Origin of the sequence: Winogradskyella thalassocola, from assembly GCF_900099995.1 — a bacterium.
Classification (GTDB): domain Bacteria; phylum Bacteroidota; class Bacteroidia; order Flavobacteriales; family Flavobacteriaceae; genus Winogradskyella; species Winogradskyella thalassocola.
The window spans coordinates 1,072,698-1,090,387 of record NZ_FNCZ01000001.1 but is presented as its reverse complement, the minus strand read 5'-3'; the positions used below and the strand labels follow the sequence as shown (position 1 = coordinate 1,090,387).

Below are 17,690 nucleotides of genomic sequence, written 5' to 3'. Positions count from 1 at the left end.
TGTAGACGAATGGAATTAATCCTTAGATAAAGCATTTTTTTGTGTTCTTATTTCGAGCTTAAAAAACACTAACTGTATGATTAGCAACAAAGTCATTGCAATTATTTGCATATGTACCACCTGTTCTAAACTCTCGTGAAAAAAGATCACTAATAGCATTTGTAGCATTCCGAATACTCCAGAAATAATAACTGGCACATATTTATCTAAAGACAAATAGTAATACGCAAAGATGTTAGAGATAGCGAACATAGAAGTGGCAATAGCATATTTCCATAAAAGCGGTGCCATGGCAATGTATTGCTCTCCAAAAAGGATTTTAATTATTAATTCCGGAAAACTTAAGCAGGTTAAAACAATAACGATAGAGATCACTGCAATGTAGCCAACGTACTTAAACAATACGGAAGCCGTTTCTTTGCCTTCTTTTTTCAACTCGACGACAGCCGGCAATAATAACATAACAAACATCCATGCGATGAAATAGACAATACGACCAATTAAAGCTAAGGACGCATATAATCCTGCTTCGTAAGATTCAAAATAATGCTTTACTAATAATATATCACTGTTGTTAATAATGATCTGTGTCAGCTCGTAGAACGCCGTTAATAAAAAGAAGTTTTTAATTTGTTTGCTATAATCGAGCGATAATGGTTTTGTTTTCTTTAACGTGAGGTCTTTCATTTTAAAAGGAAACATTCCAAAAACAAATGAGAGTACAATACCTATAGCAATGACTGCTGATGATTGTATATTAAAAAGAAATATTAAACCCAAGGTGATGATCAATCGGCTTAACATTTCTCCTTGATAGGTTATCGATAACGACTTGTATGCTTTTTTACCTTGAAAAGCACCTCTGTTGACACTCATTAAAAAGTAAAGTGGCACACCACAACCAAAAATGACAAACATGGTCGACGACGAGGTGTTAAACAACGCTTTTAATTGGGAAGAAAACGCGATAATCAATAGGCCTAGAATTACACCCACAGTGAAAGCTTGCTTGTATACTTTGGCTATAAAATTTGTAAACACAGCATTCTCAAATAACACCGAGAATTTTGCCGTTACCAATTGAAACGTCATGGCCATAAAAGAGAGTACCAATAAAAATGTAATGAGCACAGCAGCATCTGCAAACTGTGTTGGCCCAAGTACACGACCTAATATAAGGTTGTACAAATAATTGCCTCCATTAACGGCCAAAACACTGACCATAAATAGCTGTTCTGGTGTTAATTTCCTCGATTTTATTACGCTTAATAATTGCATATTTTCTGTAGGTATTGGTTTAAATCTGACGCAAATATCCAGCGTATTTCTATGTATGTTCTTTATATTTCGATGGATGGCAAGTTGCTGTAGGTGAATGGAGGACATATGCTCCGTAACTTGCACTTAGTTAAACAAAGAGAAATTATGACTTTGAAATCACTTATTAATTTAGCCTTATTTTTTATTGTATTTAGTGCATCTGCACAACAGATGCAAGAAGGTTTTACGTATTTAGAAACCGGAAAATACAACCAAGCTGAAATGTTTTTTAATACCATATTAAAAGACTACCCTAATAATAAGACGGCACGTTTGTGTTATGGTCGTGCTATTGGACTTAACGGAAAGCCAGCAGAAGCCAACGCACTATTTACAGATTTGCTTGCCGATTACCCAAATGATTTTGAAGTAAAACTAAATTACGGTGAGTCTTTATTATGGAACAGCAACTTTACCGACGCTAAAGTGTATTACCAAGGTTTAGTAAATGAAGACCCAACAAGTTTTGCTGCGCTATTAGGTTTTGCTAATACACTTTCTAACTTAAAGGAATATGAAGCGGCTTTAACTATGGTTAATAAAGCGTTAGAGGTTTCACCAGGAAATCCAAATGCTCTAGTCTCTAAAAAGTACATCTATTTAGGGTATGCTTACCAAAACCAACAAGCACAGAATTATGATAAAGCTGAACTACTTTTAACCAAAAATCTTGAATTATACGGAGACGATAAAGACACCTTATTAAATCTTGCAAATTTGTATTTAATATGGAACCAACTTGAGAGTGCAAAAACCATGTATAACCGTTTAGCTGAACAACCTGAACACAAAATTGTGGCATTAAACGGTTTGGCTTTGGTAGAACATTTAAACAGTAAAGAGAAGCAAGCGTTAAGCATCAGTACTGAAGCATTTAATAGCCTAAACAAAGACACAGACAAAGCGATCACTAAGCAAACCACCGAACGTTATGCTCAAGCTTTAATCTGGAATAAAAAATACAAAGCCGCAACCACCTTAATAGACTCGTTAATTACGGAGCACCCAAACAAAAACTGGGTCTTAGCCTTACGCGCCACCTTAAACATTTACAAGAGTAATTTTAAACAGAGTTTAAGCGATTACAATAGCATATTAGCAAACGACAGTACATCTTTTGATGGTAACCTTGGAAAAGCCAACGTGCTAAAAGCCTTAGGTCATTATGACGATGCTTACACCTCAGCCGAAAACACTTTAAAGTTCTACGACAATCAAAAAGATGCGGTTAACTTTATAAATAAATTAGATATTAGCTTTGCACCAGTTTTAGAATCTAACGCCTCGCACACGTTTGATAATGGAGACAACAAAGCCTTTGCTTTTTCTAATACAGTAGAATATCCTTTATCTACTAAATTTAAACTTTTAGGAAATTACAATTACAGAACGACCAACAACACGGTTACCGATATTAGTGCTACCTCTAGCAATTTATCCTTAGGATTGGGTTACCAACTCTTACCTAGCATTACGTTTAAAGGTACAGCAGGTATGACCTCTGCAAAAGCCGAAAGCACAGATTACACACAACTTTTAGCCGATCTTTCTTTTAATATTAAATCCTTTAAACTACAAACTTTAGATATTGGATATAAACGCCAAATAGAAAGTTTTAATGCCGAATTATTAGACCGCGAATTGGTACAAAACAATTATTACGCTAACTATAATTTAAGTACTAATTTTAACTTAGGATGGTTTACACAGTTGATGCATACGTCACAAAATGATGGGAATAAAAGAAACCTATTATTTACGTCATTGTATTATAACTTATTACCAAAACCAGCTTTAAAAGTCGGTGTGAATTACCAACACATTACATTTAAGGATCAAGTACCAACGATTTATTTTAGTCCAGAAAAATTTAATGTGTATGAAGTTTTTATGAATGTGATTAAGAATGAAGACAGCGCAAAACCAAAAACATGGTTTTATAATTTAACCGCTGCTTATGGTTACCAATTTATTGAAGATGATGACAAACAAACGACGTACCGTTTTCAAGGAGCTTTTGGCTATAAATTCTCTGAACGTAGTTTATTAAATGTGTACGGAACCCATAGTAATATTGCTTCTGCAACGGCTGCTGGTTTTACATTCACCGAAGTTGGACTACGTTTTAAATGGCAGTTTTTGAAGTAGGTTGATACACATATTTTATAAATATTTTAGTAAAAAACTTGATTTGTTTGTTGCTATAATTTGCAAATCCGCATGGACTTTTTTCTCAATATTTTTATTTCCTTTGATGTGATTAAGTTTTGTTGAAAATGTATTTCGAGCATTGTAAATAAACTCGTCAACATAATTTCCGAAATCACACTTACTTAATTCAACCAAACCAGAAGTTGTTTTTTCGATATTTTGGTTTTTAATACCTTCTATAAATTTTGACTTGTTAAGGTCTAAAAACTGTTGAATTTCTCTGTTATACTTACTTTTTGTCTTAATTTCAATTTTTCTTAAAAATTGAAATAGCGATGATATAGTAAAGTTTTTATTTTCTTTTGATTTAAGTTTATTTAGAAAATCATTCTCAAAGTGTTTTAATGCTATTTCTGTATTTATTCTTAAGCTAAATTCAAAAGCTTTTAAAAAATCTCCAAAATTCAATTTATGATAATTGTATTGGTTATCTTTTTGAATTATTAGATATTCATTTAATAAGTCGTACCAAAATGGATTTGAATTCAAATTATCATCACTATATGTCTTCGATTTAGCTCTAAATAAAACCTCTAATGATTGACTCATATTAAGTTCTTTATTGCACATTGATTGAACAAAAATATTCAAATCAGCATTGTTCAATGCGTTTATTGTTTTTTCTTTATTAATCGCTCTTAATACTCTCAATAAAGAATCCAATATTGTAAATTTAGACCTATTGAGAATTTTATTGAATAATTCAGTTGAGATTTCATTATCAATCTTTGATTTTAATTCTGGAATATTGAGAACTTTTGGATTAGAATATAGAGTATAATCATAGGCACATTCTAATATTAGTTTTTTAATAGACACTAAAAGTTTATTTTGAATATATTCATTAATTCCAACTTCATTTCTTTTTATAAGTTCAAATAGAATAAGTAGACTGTTAATATTAGTTTGAACTTTTAATAGGTCATAAAATACATTAGAATCAAAAAACTTATTTACTAATTCATAAAATAAATCTTCATTTGAATTAGTAATTTTTTTAAGTTCTAAAATGCTTGCTGAAATATGATTTATGCTTTTTTCTCTTTCCAAAATTCTATAAAAAGTACCGTTATTAAAACTTTCTGTCAATTCTGCTTCAACAAAATCAGGACTAATTGAAGATAAGTCTGACAAAATTTTTGAGAAGTCAGATAAATTTGTTGAGGCAATTTTATTGTCGAGAGAAAAATGCTTAATTAGATTATTTGTTACGTCAGTTCCAATAGCTGTATCTATTTTTTTTAATTCTCTTAATGATTTTGTGATTTGTACAGTTTTTAAATTTTGACCTTTTAATGCCAATTCTTGAATATCAATTTTATTAACTATTCCTATTAATAGTTTTTTCGCCAGGGGTGAAGTGTTAAGTTCTGATAATGTGTTAGCAATACTTGAAAGTGTTGGTAGTTTTTCAATCATTAACAACCATTCGGGAAAGTGGAACGAATTAAGTATTCTACTAACTGTTTCCGGATATGGTTTACTTGAACTGATTTTCTTCGTTAAATCGGAAATATAATTAAGTTTCTCTTTGTGTTTTGGATTCAAATCAATGAATATGTTATCCAATATCATATTCAAAATATTTGCTATTTGAGTTAAATTGCTGTAGACGGAATAGTCTTTTGAAATGTATAATTCAAGTTTATGTTTTATGTAATAATTAATGAAGAGAGTGTAATACTTTACTTGTAAATCATTATCGAGATTGTCAAAAGATAAGAAGTAGGCCTTTTGCAATTCAAAAACCTCATAATCTCTAATATTTTCAGAAAATTCATTGGATAAAAGCTTTAGTACGCTAACTTGATTTAATAAAGTACTAACTACTTTTAATTCCTTACCATAAGACAGTTTTATTATTATTTCTGTAATGTTTAATTCAGATTCTGTTTTAAAGTTTTTGATATACTTTTTTAAATATTTTAAAAGATCTTCAATTTCTAAATCTCTTTCTTTTTTTAAGGATTGATAAATTAAGTTCGCATAATCTTTATGAGGAAAGTAATAATAATCACTCGTATTGTAATTTAGAATAATTCCCTTTTCTTTTAGTAAATCAAATTCATCTTTTTTTCTTTTTATTCTTAAAAAAGAAATGTCATAACTGTATAAGTATGAATACAAAAACAAAAGTTTTTTGTCTAATTCTTTTAATTTATGAGTTGCATAGAAATGTGAATATATCCTTTCATTATTTATTTTTTCAAATTTAATTCTACTACCTTTTTTAGTAGATGAAATCCAAGTTTCTAATGCAATATTTAGTTTTAATAAATTTCTGTCTGTATTCTTTAAAACTGTTTGAAAATCTCCAACATACCAATTAAATTGAGGAAACTCATCTTTGAGAGATTTAACTCGATTATCAATAATTCCAGAAACTTTTTCTTCAAATATTTTATTTGGATTATATCTGAATTTTTCAATATCCTTAAAAATATTTCTAATCGAATTTTCATCTTCCTCTTTGTAAGAATTATGATATCTAGAAATATAAAACCCTTTTAACCAAGGAAATCGTATGATTTTTTGCTGTACTTTATTAAATAGTTTTATGTTATCGTGAACATTTTCGAGTAAGACAATGGTATGATAAAATGATAGTTGATTAATCTCACTTAATATATTGTAATTATTTAAATCAGGGTCTGAAAGGTCTATGTAATATACTTTATAATATGGATTAAGCTTCTTTATTATAGCGTTTGCTAATGTTGATTTTCCACTACAAGGGTTTCCTAAAATGCAATATTCCTTGATTTTATCATTGTTAAATAGTTCCTGTATTTCTTGAATTTTATTTTTCTCAAATGCAGAAAAATATATTAAGCTTTCTGGTGTTGTATATTTTGAAATTTTTCTGTTGTAATAAGGCTCAAATATTTCTAAAGAATCTATTCCTTTAAAATCAGAGGATGTTTCTTGTTTAACAATTTCTGAAATCCGTATTTTTTTTTCGGGTGAAGGAAATCTATGGAAATCTCCAATAATGTTTTTTGTAGTTCTTATTTTAATTTTTATCCCAAATTCTTCAGAAAGCTCATTGACATTTATATTTTTTAGTGGTCCATTATCTTTTATAAATAAACATATAATTCCCTCTATTTTTTTGTCAGAATGATGTTTTAGAACTTTTTTAATTGTTCCTTCAACTTTTTCTTTCTCTTTGCTTTGTATAGTGGTAATTTGAATTGCTATTTTTTGATTAGCTGAATACAAATCAATTCCTGCAGAATTCGATTCTAAATAATTAAGATTCACTAAATCGCTCCAACCATAAATTAACTTGAACAGACGACAGAAGAAGTCTTCAGCATTAATTTTCTCATTATGTTTATTGAAAATACCTTCATCATATATTTTTTGAGTATATCCTAATAGGTCATTTTCAATTGAGCTTTTAATCATTAGGCTTTTAGTTATTTTGAATCAAAAAATTCATTTATTAAATATACCAATAAAAACTAAACCACCACAAAAAACAAAAGGCAAAAGCTTTCGCTTTTGCCTAATGCAAGCATACTAAATCTAGGGGTTATTTGATAATTAATTTAAACGTATCGTAGTTAAACTGACTACTCAGAATTTTACAGAAGTATAAGCCTGAGCTTAAATTACCTCTATTAACTTCTATAGTGTTTTTTCCTGGCTCTACCGTATAAGGTGCGGTATATACTATTTTACCGGTTTGATCGTAAATAACAAACTGTACATCTTCGCTGTAATTAGCTGTAAAGTTTATTGTGGTATGTGTTGTCATTGGATTTGGGCTTGCAATTAGTCTATTTAAATCTGTGTTATACTCGTCTATAGACAGAGCACTTGTTTGAGAAAAGCGTAGGTTACTTAACTCCATTGTTTTGGTCGTTGTTACTCCATTATCGGCAACCATCGTAAAGACTAAGGTTACCACATCATTTAAGCTTACTGCATTCGTAGTGTTGTTTTGTAAATCGTTTATATTAATTGTAAAATCTTGAGTTGTGTTAGTTAAAGCCACCGTGGTTTTAAACTGTGATTCCCAGTTGGTAATACTTTCTTTTACAAAAGTGATTTCTAGGTTTCCGGTGCCTTGCGCACTAAACTTAAAACTGTTATAATCGGTAAGATCTACAGCTTTAAATCGTGGTGTTAATGCTCTGTAAGCACCAACGTAGGTATTGGTCGTAGCTGTTAATTGGACATTACGTTCTATTGAATAATCTGTGGTTTCAAAATCAAAGTCATTCCGCGTTACATTGTATAAGCTAACATTAGTACCACTTTGCGAATCGTCAATTCCCCAAGGACCATCAGACATAAACAAATCATCTGGTGTAGCCATACCATCTCCAATTCTAAATCCGATATCAAAAAGACTTCCTGTATCTACTCTAATATTCGTAATATAACTACCGTTTAAATCGATGATAGCATTAAGATTATCAAAATCTTCCGTTTCAGTACCTCTATAACCCGCATCTAAAGTCACGCTTTCCGTAGCATTGGTATTAATAATTTGCAAATCTAAACCTCCGTTAGTGTAGCTTCCTTTTCTAACAAATACTGTTGGTGGTGTTGAGTTGTTATAGCTTTCAATCGGTTTTTGAATGTCTAGCAAATTCAACACTTCTTGTCCTAACACATATAAATCATCTATGGTATTAGACCAAATTTGAAAATTATAAAAGGTGACATTCTCCTCATACTGATCGAGATTCCAGTGACTCTCTATAGCGAAATTAGCATCGTTATTTACAACTTTAGCAGATAAGCTTAATACAAATTCATAAGTACCATCTGCGTTTTTTATAATCGATTTTATAAATTGTTGTTCGTTGATATCTATGGTAGATACTGAGATCAACTCAGCCCCTAACAAACGGTCGCAAATGTATTTGGTATGCTCATAAACCCCGTTTTCAGTTTTTAAGGCTAAAACAGAAGCGACAGCACTATTATTTTTTAAGTAATCCACCGCGTAGATTTCAGTAGCATTCGTAATGCCAATTAAGTCTGAAGGCGATGCTTCAATAGCTTCATCTTCGTTAATACTTGTCAGTGGTACAAAATCTTGTAATGTAAAACTTGAGTTCACGCCTCTTGCATACATCAATCCGCGTTCTACTCTAGGTGCTGTTGCTGCATTAAACTTATAGCCCGTTTTAGCTCTTTTAAAATTACGTGCATTAATTTGCTCAGATAATCGGCTATTACTTTCTAAGCCACCTGCATTAGAGCTTGATGTTGGTGCAACTATCACATCACACATTCCAAAGCCAGAACAGGATGGATCTTCACAATCTATAAGGCCGTCACCATCATCATCAATACCATTATCACAAATTTCTTGTAATACTGGCGCTGTTGGGCAACGCGCTCCATCATTACTAGCACTAGACGGTCCGAAAGCAAATAAGTTAGCATCTATAAGGTTAATCCCATCTAAATCTTGAACGGCTTGAACCACATAAATAGTTCCGGTTTGATTAGCAGAAATATAAAAACGTCCTTCATTATCAAAATAAACCGCTCCGTAGGTATAGCTTAAACCTGAAAGAATAGGCACCACTCCTAAAACTGCAACATCACCGTTTTCAGGATTAATACGGTATAAAATATTGGTGTTTTTTTCTACCGCGTATAATTGCCCATCGACAGCATTAAACGCCCAATCGTGAATACTAATGTTTAGGGATAAATTCCCTGTAGCTTGATATTGGGTATAATTTTCTGAATCTGGATTTAGATCTATTTTATAATAGGTGCTTCCACCAGCTTTTAAATAATAAATACCTTCTGAACTTACATCACCAACATAACGGTTGCTTGTTGGCAATTCATCAATATAATAGGTTGTAGTATTAAAATCTTTTCCGATTCTTACAATCGATTTTGCTGGTGTATTTAATGATCCCCAAATAAAACCATCTGCAGGATTGTAAGCCGTAGCATTAATACTTCCTGGCGTTACATCTGCAGCAACCTGATACGAATTACCAGACGCTAAATCAATAGCATATACATCGTTATACTGAAATAGGTAAGCATTGAAATCGCAATTAAACGGCACATCTTGTGCTGTACTGCTAAAACTACATAACGCTAAAACGATAAGTAGTAATTGATTTTTTAAAGTGTAAAGTGTATTCATCTTCAGTTTCTTATTAGATTCTGAAGCAAAATTACTTGATAACTCAGCCTTATTTTTAGTTTTTCGATTGGAGTAGCGCCTACCACGTTGGTTTACATTTTACTGTCGACGAGTGGTTTTGATGACATTTTTTAGTGACGACTACTAAAAACAAAAGAGGCAAAAGATTTCTCCTTTGCCTCAAACTTAACCACCTATCTTTAACCACTTATCAAATGATTAAAGGACAAAAGTATAGTGTAATACTTCTACTATTATTTTATTTCGCTAACGCAACCATTTGGTAAGGTCACTTGCGGTTTTAGAACGTTGAATGTTAATTTATAAACACTACAGATCATAAAAAAGGCAAAAGATTTCTCTTTTGCCTTTAACTTTAATACCTACTATAACCATCAATCATTAACTAACAATTTGATGACTACTTTCAAAAGTAATAGCATTTACTTGTATTACTATATTTTTTAACGAGAATCAAGGGGTCGTCCGATTAAACGTATTCAAGTTTCGGCAAATGGAGTTAAATCCTAAAATTTACGGTTGAATTTTAATGTGTTTTTTTAAAAAATTGATAAATCATCTATTTAAAGTAAAAAAATCACCTCACTACATAACCGCGAAATAAACTCGTAACGATTATAGTAAATTAAGACGTTTCATTAATTCTGGTCGGTTAGAACGACTCACAGGAATCACGTCTTTTTTGATAAGCACACTATTATCTTCAATATCAATAATTTTATCGACATTAATAATATATGAGCGATGCACTTTTAAGAATAAATCGTCTGGTAGCTTATCTGCTATTTTCTTTAATGTAGAATGAACCGTATAGTTTTTATCTTCGGTTTTTACATGGATGTAATCGCCTTTTGCTTCTACCAAATAAATGCTTGGGATATCTATTTTTATTAAACGTCTATCGATGTTAACATACAAATCGTTACCAGAAGTACTTTCTACTTTCTCTGAAGTTGATTGTGATGCTTCTAACGATTTACTTGGTGTTGCTTCGGCTTTCTGTATGGCTTTTTTAAAGCGTTCTGGTGTAATTGGCTTTACTAAATAATCAACAATACAATCGTATTCAAAAGCCTGAATAGCGAAATTAGGATCGGAAGTTGTTAAAATTATTTTCGGTGGATTTTTTAGTGTTTCAATAAAATCGAAACCTGTAAAATCGGGCATGTGGATATCTAGAAATATTAAATCAATTTCATTCTGATTTAAATATTTTATAGCCTGCATTGCATTTGGAAATTCTTCTAAAACCGCTAAGCTATCTACGTTAGAGCACAGTTGCCCTATGATTGCTCTTGCTGTAGCTTCATCATCGATAATAATACAATTCATGCGTTCCTAATTATAACTGTTGTAAATAATTAGTCATGATCGTTAGAATAGATTCGAATTCATCTTGAAGTGTTGTACTGCCTTCTAGCAAATTATTTTCGAATGCCACTGCAGTCTCATAACTTTTCTCAAGGCCTAAAATACTAATTTTATGCTTAAGTTTATGAACGTTCTCTGCTGTAAGTTTGTAGTTTTTGGCTTCAAGGTTATTATAATACACCTTCTTTTCTTCGGGAAACTCAGCCTTAATAATTGTAATTAACTTTTGTTCAAAAGCGTTGTCTCCACCAGACATACTCTGAATGTAAGACATATTAGGCTTCTCCATGACGTTGTTTTTTTAAAGTGAAATAAAAGGTAGTGCCTTCATTAATTTTAGAAGTTAACCAAATTTTACCACCATATAAATCTACAATCTTTTTAACGATAGATAATCCGATTCCTGAAGATTCTACGTTATTTTCAAGCTTTTCGAAGGTTTTAAAGATTTTTTCGAAGTACTTCGCTTCAATACCTTTTCCATTATCTTTTATGTAAAATTGCCAAAACGCACCTTGATCTTCTACTCCAATATCAACCGTTCCCTTAGCTTTGTTATTATAAGCAATAGCATTCCCTATTAAATTTTGAAATAGTTGCTGTAAGCGATATTTATCTCCTTGAATAATTGGTAAATCAGCTTTTGTAATCTTAATATGCTTAGGCAGTTCTATAATGGTTAAAATAGTATCTATAAGATTATTAAGATCCACATCGTACACCTCAACTTGATTTTTACCAATTGTAGAATATTCTAAAATACCGTTAATTAAAGTATCCATTTTTTCTACATTATTTCTAATGAGGTTTAATGTGTTTTGTCCATTTGCATCAAAAGCCTCTTTATAGTCTTCTTTTAACCACGCGGTCAGCGTATCGATACTTCGTAGCGGTGATTTTAAATCGTGAGACACCATATGCGCATAGTCGCTCAGCTCTTGGTTTTGATGTGCCAATTCATTTAGAAGCGCTTCTTTTTGCTTGTTCATTTCAATAATCTCCTTGGTTTGATTATCAATAAACGCCACCAAATCAGATCCTGTTAATTCTACAGCATCTGCCTTTTCTTCTTCTTTTAAATTATAAAACTTTAGTGTATTAATAACGTCTTTTAGCTTATCGATTAATTCGGTTTGCTCTTTAGCTTCTTTTTGTAGCTTTCTATTGGCATTATACAATTCATCAGAGCTAATAGACATAGCGCGTTGAATCATTGACGACTGTTCGTCAAAATTGTCATAGGACCGATTGACAGCTTCAAGAAATTTTGTTAAGTCTTCACTGTGTTCTAATTCTTCACTTAAATATTTTCGTATTTGGCGTTTAAGTAATGAATTCATTATTCACTTATTAAAGTTATGGTCATGGTTTGGTTGTGTAACTGGCAAGCTATTTCACCATGGAAAGGCGCTATTTCTCCGTAAGAGTAAAATCCACTAACCGTAGTGCCTTGACCTAAAACCTCGATAACTTCTTCAATCTCCTCTTCTACACGCTGGTCTAAAACTAATTTACGACCAATACAACTGACTAAAAAGGCTATTTCTGGTTTGTTTTTTCTGTATTCTAAAGCTTGTTTGGCTGCGCGTTCTGAGGCATTAGCGATATTATCGACGTTAGTCATCATAAGCTGCACCTTTGAATTTTCTTTAATATCTCCGGCCAAAATAACGCTATTGTCATCTTCATTAATATTAAGAATAGAACGGACAATAGATTGTTCTTCCTCATCTGATTTTACGTTCAATGGATATAACAATGCCGCACCAGGTAAATCTTTAGCCTTATCACCCAAATAGGTTTTGTATAAATCCAAAGCTGGCTGACCATCTAATTCAAAAAGTATATTGCCTTCCGATTTGGTTACTGTACGCTCTGGTCCAAAAGGCGTCCATCCACCGTGAATGGAAAATGTGACCTCTAAGGTCTCTCCATAAAAACCAATAGCAACAATTTCTCCTTCTTTTGGATTTTCGTTGTAGGATGCTAATGTTTTTTCAAAACGGGTATCATCACCGCAAAGTCCTCCTGTGATTAATAAATTATCGTCATTAGACGAACTCATGCCTTTGGTGAGTTGACTCCCATTAATAAAACTACCTTCTGAAACGACGAACACGTATTTTAAACCTTCGGCAGGAAACTGTTGAACCAATTCTTTTCCTGTTTTAAAACTATCTAAATCGGCATCTAAGACATTACTCGTTTTAATTACAAATTGACTTTTCTCAAATTCCATAGCCGTAATCGTAATGCTATCTTCATTTACCGTACTCGAAGAAATCTCTGCACAGGCCGAACCAAACACAATATGACCATCTGGAAATAACGCTTTTATCTCTTCGTAAATAGAAGGTGATTCTAGCATATAACGATTACCAAAAACTAACACCAACGGTTGATTTAATTGCTGTTGTTTACCAACATAAGCCCAATCTTTGTTGTTTTGTTTTATTAATTGTACTGTTTTCATGATTGTTTTTTAAGTGTAAAATAGAAGGTCGTTCCTATATTAAGTTGACTTTCTAACCAGATTTGTCCTTCGTGTAAATCGACAATTTTTTTAACAATAGACAAACCAATACCAGTAGAATCTTTGCTTTTGTTTAAGGCGTGAAAAATCTTAAATATTTTATCGTGAAATTGTTTTTCTATACCGATACCATTATCTTGAATTGAAAATTTATAATGACTTTTTAAATCTTCAAAATCGATAGTGATACTCCCTTTTTCTTTATCAATAAATTTAACCGCATTACTGATTAAATTCTGAAACAACTGCTGCAATTTGGTCCCATCTCCTTTTATAATTGGCAATTGCTGTAATGCTGTAATTTTTATATGATCTGGAATGTATAGAATAGTGGTTAAATCTTGAAGCATTTTATTAAGATCAACATCTGCTTTTACAGTGGTATCTGTTCCTACGCTTGAATAATCGAGTACATCTGAAATGAGTTGCTCCATCTTTTCTAGAGTCGCTTCAATGAGTTCAAAGTTACGCATACTCATAGCGTCTAATTTCCCTTTATTATCTTCTTTTAACCAGCTCACTAGAGCATCTATACTTCGTAATGGTGATTTTAAATCGTGAGATACAATATGGGCATATTCCTGCAGTTCATCATTACTTTTTTCGAGCTTCAACAGTAATTTTTCTTTCTGAAGTTCTAGGGCTTTTAAATTGGTAATATCGAGATGAACACCAATTGAACCGACAACATGTCCATTGATATCGTAATTAGGAGCTCCACTAATAAGCCAATACCTTACCTCACCTTGTTTGGTTTCAATCTTTATTTCGTAAGAATTAGATTCTCCCTTTTTCCGTTTTTCATTTTCAATAGCAATGATTTCAGAACCTCCTTCTATTGGAAAAATCTCTCCTGCTTTTTTACCGAGCAATTCCTCTTCACTATAGCCAGACATTTCAGAAAAACTATGATTAATCAGTAAGATTTCATCATGATTATTGACCTCAACCAAGCCTAAATGCATATTGGCTATAATGCTGTAATATTTTTGTTTTTGAACTTCTAAACTTTTGCGATAGGTACGTTTTAGAGTCACATCTGTAAATGTCCATAAAAATCCTTTCGATTTCTCGCCAATGGTGATAGGCATATAGTTACGTTCTAAAATCTTACCATCTACCATTTCGAGCTCATCACCAATAACGACCTTTTTAGCGCTATCTATTTCGTCCATCCGCTGTATAAATGCTTCCGGATTTTTTAATAATAATTTGTTTTGTTCTGAGGCATCTGTGCAATCCATTCCAAATAAATCGCTTGGTTCTGCATCAATATTAAAAAGCTCACAAAACTTTTTATTGGTAAGTACAATATTTCGATTTTCATCTTCTAGAACAATACCACTATCTAAATTTAAAACTAATGTTGCTAATCTATTTTCAGATTCTATCAGTTTTTCTTCAGAAGCACGTTCTGCGGTAATATCTCTAACAATACCTTGGGCTGCAATTGGTTTTTTATCTTTATCATAAACCACACTAGCATTGATATGCACCCATTTGACTTCTTTAGATTTGGTGTAAATTCTGGCTTCATAATCTTTAAAAAAACCTTGCGTATGAAGCTGCATAAAGCTAGTCATGGCATACTCATAATCGTCTTTAAATACAAGGTCTTTAACATTGACGTTATCTCTACCGATATCATAACCAAATAATCGGGTTGCCGCTTCATTAAATTTTATAATATCTCCTTGAATGTCCATTACGACATAGGCATCTACTATATTCTCAAAAACACCTTCTAATTGTGATGATTTTTCGTCTAATAAATTTTCTAATTTCTGGGATGTAAAGTAGAGTTCTCTTGATTTTTCTTCAAGAATTTTTTCAGCAGCTTTTCTGGCTTTCTTTTCCCTTTCGAGGGCTCTTTTTAGTATATCGATTTGGTCTTGACTCATTAATTTTTATGAATAATAAACCGTACTTGTGTGCCGTCCTCTTTTATTTTCTCTAGCTCTATCGTGGCTGTAGCATTAAAGTGCTCAAAGGTTTTATTCATTAAACCGAGTCCGAAATGATGCATGGCTCTACTAGAGGTATAGTCCATTATTAAGGAATTTTCTGTTTTCTCTATGACTTCAAACGTTGGTAATTCTGCATCTGGATAAATCTTTCTTACCTCTACATGAATGTGATTTTCTATGGATGAAATCATCTCTATAGGATCTTTATAGGTTGCTAAAAGTCCAGGATAACTTTTTTCAATGACACTAAAAAAATGTTCGGCATAGACCAGTAATAAATTATCAATTGAAATCCCTGTGTTTTCACTAAGATGCTGAAGTAATTGCAACATTTCAGAAAAGCTATACGTCCCAACAGATGTATAAACACCTTCTGATTCTAACTCAGAACTTGAAATAATTCTATCGACCATTTCTAAGCCAAACTTTTCTTCTACAAGATCTAAAAACTCAGTAAAAACAATTCCTTTCATTACACTGTTATTAATTCATTAATACTCCAATATGACAATAATTTTTCGATTTTAAACACATAATCCTCATATTTTAAAGGTTTAAGCACATAACCGGCAATTCCAATTTTATAACATTCTAGTAAATCTCTTTGATTATTAGACGTGGTTAGAATGATGGTTGGTATATATTTTAGTCTATCATCTGCCTTTAAAATTTTTAAAAACTCTAGACCGCTAATTTTTGGCATGTTTAAATCTAGCAAAATGATATCTGGTAAACTGTCCTTATGCTCTAATAATTTTAAAGCTTCTTCTCCATTATTAGCTTCGGTGATTTTATGGTGTAATTGAAGTGAACTGATGGCTCTATTGAGCTTCATCACTTCTATCATATCATCTTCTATTAATAAAATATTGAGGGTTTTCATCTACAACTAAATTTTTATGTATCATGGCAAGATAAATCAATTGACGAGATTGCATTTTATAATTCGGTTGAGGGCCATTTAGTGTAGACGGATGGTAGATAAGTGTCGACGAATGGAAAGGCTACTTTTACAGTGTTTCTCTCAATTTCTTTGGTAGTCCTTTCACTACCATATCATAGGAATGATCTATTAATTCCGTAATAAGTTTTACTGAGAGCTCACCAGAATGCACATAGACGCTATTCCATTGTTGTTTGTGCATGTGGTAACCTGGTTTTATACTGTCGTATTCTGCTCTTAATTCTTGAGCGTATTCGGGATCACATTTTAAGTTTATAAAGGCTTCCCCATTTTCCCAACGCTTTAGGGATGCTAAAGCAAACATCTTTCCTAAAACTTTAAACACAAGGGTATCTTCATCAAAAGGAAAATGTTCGGTGACTTCTTTTTTACTTAGACAATAATTTCTGTAGTCCTCTATATTCATAACAAAAACACGTTCAAAAATTTAGCCTTTGAACGTGTTTAAAAATACTGAATTTTATAGCATCTTAAAAATACTTTCCTATCCATTTACAATTTGGAATGTCTTCGACGTTGCTTACCGAAATTTTATCTGGGAAAGAGGCCATGACGTTTGGGTCGGTTTTATAAATACGATCTATTTTATATTCAATGAAGTTAAAACCGGGTTTTAAGTCGATATCATAGCTAAATCGTATTTCTGCATCACCATCGTCTAGCATTCGTGTTTGCGTACATTCTCCTTTGTACTTAAAGGAAGAGGCTACATAAATCAATTCGAAATACGATCCTAAAATAGGCTCATTATAACCTGGGTCTTCTATCCAAGGCAAAAGTTCGGCATCCGAAACTATAAAAATTACACCGACATAACGCTTGTCGGTAGTCCAAAGTGAAAGCGCTCCGGTTTCAACCGATTTAATGTTTTCATTTCCAGAAACCATAGTAGTATCACAACCATCAAAAAGTGTATAAGCCACATCGTTCATAAAATTGTCTTCCATTTCTTTTGATAGCTGAGGAAGCTCCTTGGGAATATCAAACTTTATATCTCCAGATTTTGACATGTGTCCTATTTTTATAGGATGTTCCATACCAAAAGGCAGTACCATAACAGCAACATCTAAACTTCCAAAAGGATAGTCTTCAATTTTCGGCTGGCTTTGAGCTTGTGCAAAATTGCATACCAAAATGCTAATAATACATAAGAGTGCGTTTTTCATG

The 17,690-nt window shown here is 32.1% G+C and carries 13 protein-coding genes; 1 reads left to right on the top strand and 12 read right to left on the bottom strand.

Annotation, left to right across the window (positions count from 1 at the left end; genetic code table 11):
• Positions 1 to 15 precede the first annotated feature (15 nt).
• On the bottom strand, positions 16 to 1,278 hold the full coding sequence (locus tag BLT80_RS04585; protein ID WP_092466392.1) for an oligosaccharide flippase family protein: 1,263 nt from the start codon (positions 1,276 to 1,278) through the stop codon (positions 16 to 18).
• 147 nt (positions 1,279 to 1,425) lie between these two features.
• Here BLT80_RS04585 and BLT80_RS04580 point away from each other — a divergent pair, with 147 nt between their 5' ends.
• Complete coding sequence (locus BLT80_RS04580; protein WP_092466391.1) at positions 1,426 to 3,468, top strand: tetratricopeptide repeat protein; 2,043 nt, start codon at positions 1,426 to 1,428, stop codon at positions 3,466 to 3,468.
• 15 nt (positions 3,469 to 3,483) lie between these two features.
• Here the strand turns inward: BLT80_RS04580 and BLT80_RS04575 are convergent, their stop codons facing one another.
• From BLT80_RS04575 to BLT80_RS04525, 11 genes are all read right to left on the bottom strand, one after another.
• Positions 3,484 to 6,942 carry an SMEK domain-containing protein gene (locus tag BLT80_RS04575; RefSeq protein WP_092466390.1) on the bottom strand — a complete coding sequence of 1,153 codons (3,459 nt, stop codon included), beginning with the start codon at positions 6,940 to 6,942 and terminating at the stop codon, positions 3,484 to 3,486.
• Between the two features lie 127 nt (positions 6,943 to 7,069).
• On the bottom strand, positions 7,070 to 9,667 hold the full coding sequence (locus tag BLT80_RS04570; protein ID WP_092466389.1) for a DUF6923 family protein: 2,598 nt from the start codon (positions 9,665 to 9,667) through the stop codon (positions 7,070 to 7,072).
• Positions 9,668 to 10,303: 636 nt separating this feature from the next.
• Entirely contained in the window at positions 10,304 to 11,020 is a 717-nt protein-coding gene (locus BLT80_RS04565; RefSeq protein WP_092466388.1) for a LytR/AlgR family response regulator transcription factor, read from the bottom strand.
• 10 nt (positions 11,021 to 11,030) lie between these two features.
• Positions 11,031 to 11,348, bottom strand: coding sequence for a histidine kinase (locus tag BLT80_RS04560; RefSeq protein WP_092466387.1), 318 nt, complete (start codon positions 11,346 to 11,348; stop codon positions 11,031 to 11,033).
• A complete protein-coding gene (locus BLT80_RS04555) occupies positions 11,335 to 12,399 on the bottom strand; it encodes a sensor histidine kinase (protein ID WP_092466386.1) in 1,065 nt (354 codons plus the stop codon). Before BLT80_RS04555 ends, BLT80_RS04560 begins: the two co-directional genes overlap by 14 nt.
• The gene (locus tag BLT80_RS04550; RefSeq protein ID WP_092466385.1) at positions 12,399 to 13,532 is read right to left on the bottom strand and encodes an FIST signal transduction protein; all 1,134 of its coding nucleotides are present in this window, start codon (positions 13,530 to 13,532) and stop codon (positions 12,399 to 12,401) included. Before BLT80_RS04550 ends, BLT80_RS04555 begins: the two co-directional genes overlap by 1 nt.
• Positions 13,529 to 15,493 carry a PAS domain-containing sensor histidine kinase gene (locus BLT80_RS04545; RefSeq protein ID WP_092466384.1) on the bottom strand — a complete coding sequence of 655 codons (1,965 nt, stop codon included), beginning with the start codon at positions 15,491 to 15,493 and terminating at the stop codon, positions 13,529 to 13,531. The genes BLT80_RS04550 and BLT80_RS04545 overlap by 4 nt, the downstream gene beginning before the upstream one ends.
• Entirely contained in the window at positions 15,493 to 16,032 is a 540-nt protein-coding gene (locus tag BLT80_RS04540) for a heme NO-binding domain-containing protein (RefSeq protein WP_092466383.1), read from the bottom strand. The genes BLT80_RS04545 and BLT80_RS04540 overlap by 1 nt, the downstream gene beginning before the upstream one ends.
• Positions 16,032 to 16,442 (bottom strand): response regulator, encoded by a 411-nt coding sequence (locus BLT80_RS04535; RefSeq protein WP_092466382.1) that lies wholly within the window; start codon positions 16,440 to 16,442, stop codon positions 16,032 to 16,034. The genes BLT80_RS04540 and BLT80_RS04535 overlap by 1 nt, the downstream gene beginning before the upstream one ends.
• Before the next feature lie 127 nt (positions 16,443 to 16,569).
• A complete protein-coding gene (locus tag BLT80_RS04530) occupies positions 16,570 to 16,929 on the bottom strand; it encodes an MmcQ/YjbR family DNA-binding protein (protein ID WP_092466381.1) in 360 nt (119 codons plus the stop codon).
• 64 nt (positions 16,930 to 16,993) lie between these two features.
• Positions 16,994 to 17,689 carry a hypothetical protein gene (locus BLT80_RS04525; protein WP_092466380.1) on the bottom strand — a complete coding sequence of 232 codons (696 nt, stop codon included), beginning with the start codon at positions 17,687 to 17,689 and terminating at the stop codon, positions 16,994 to 16,996.
• Between the last annotated feature and the right edge of the window lies 1 nt (position 17,690).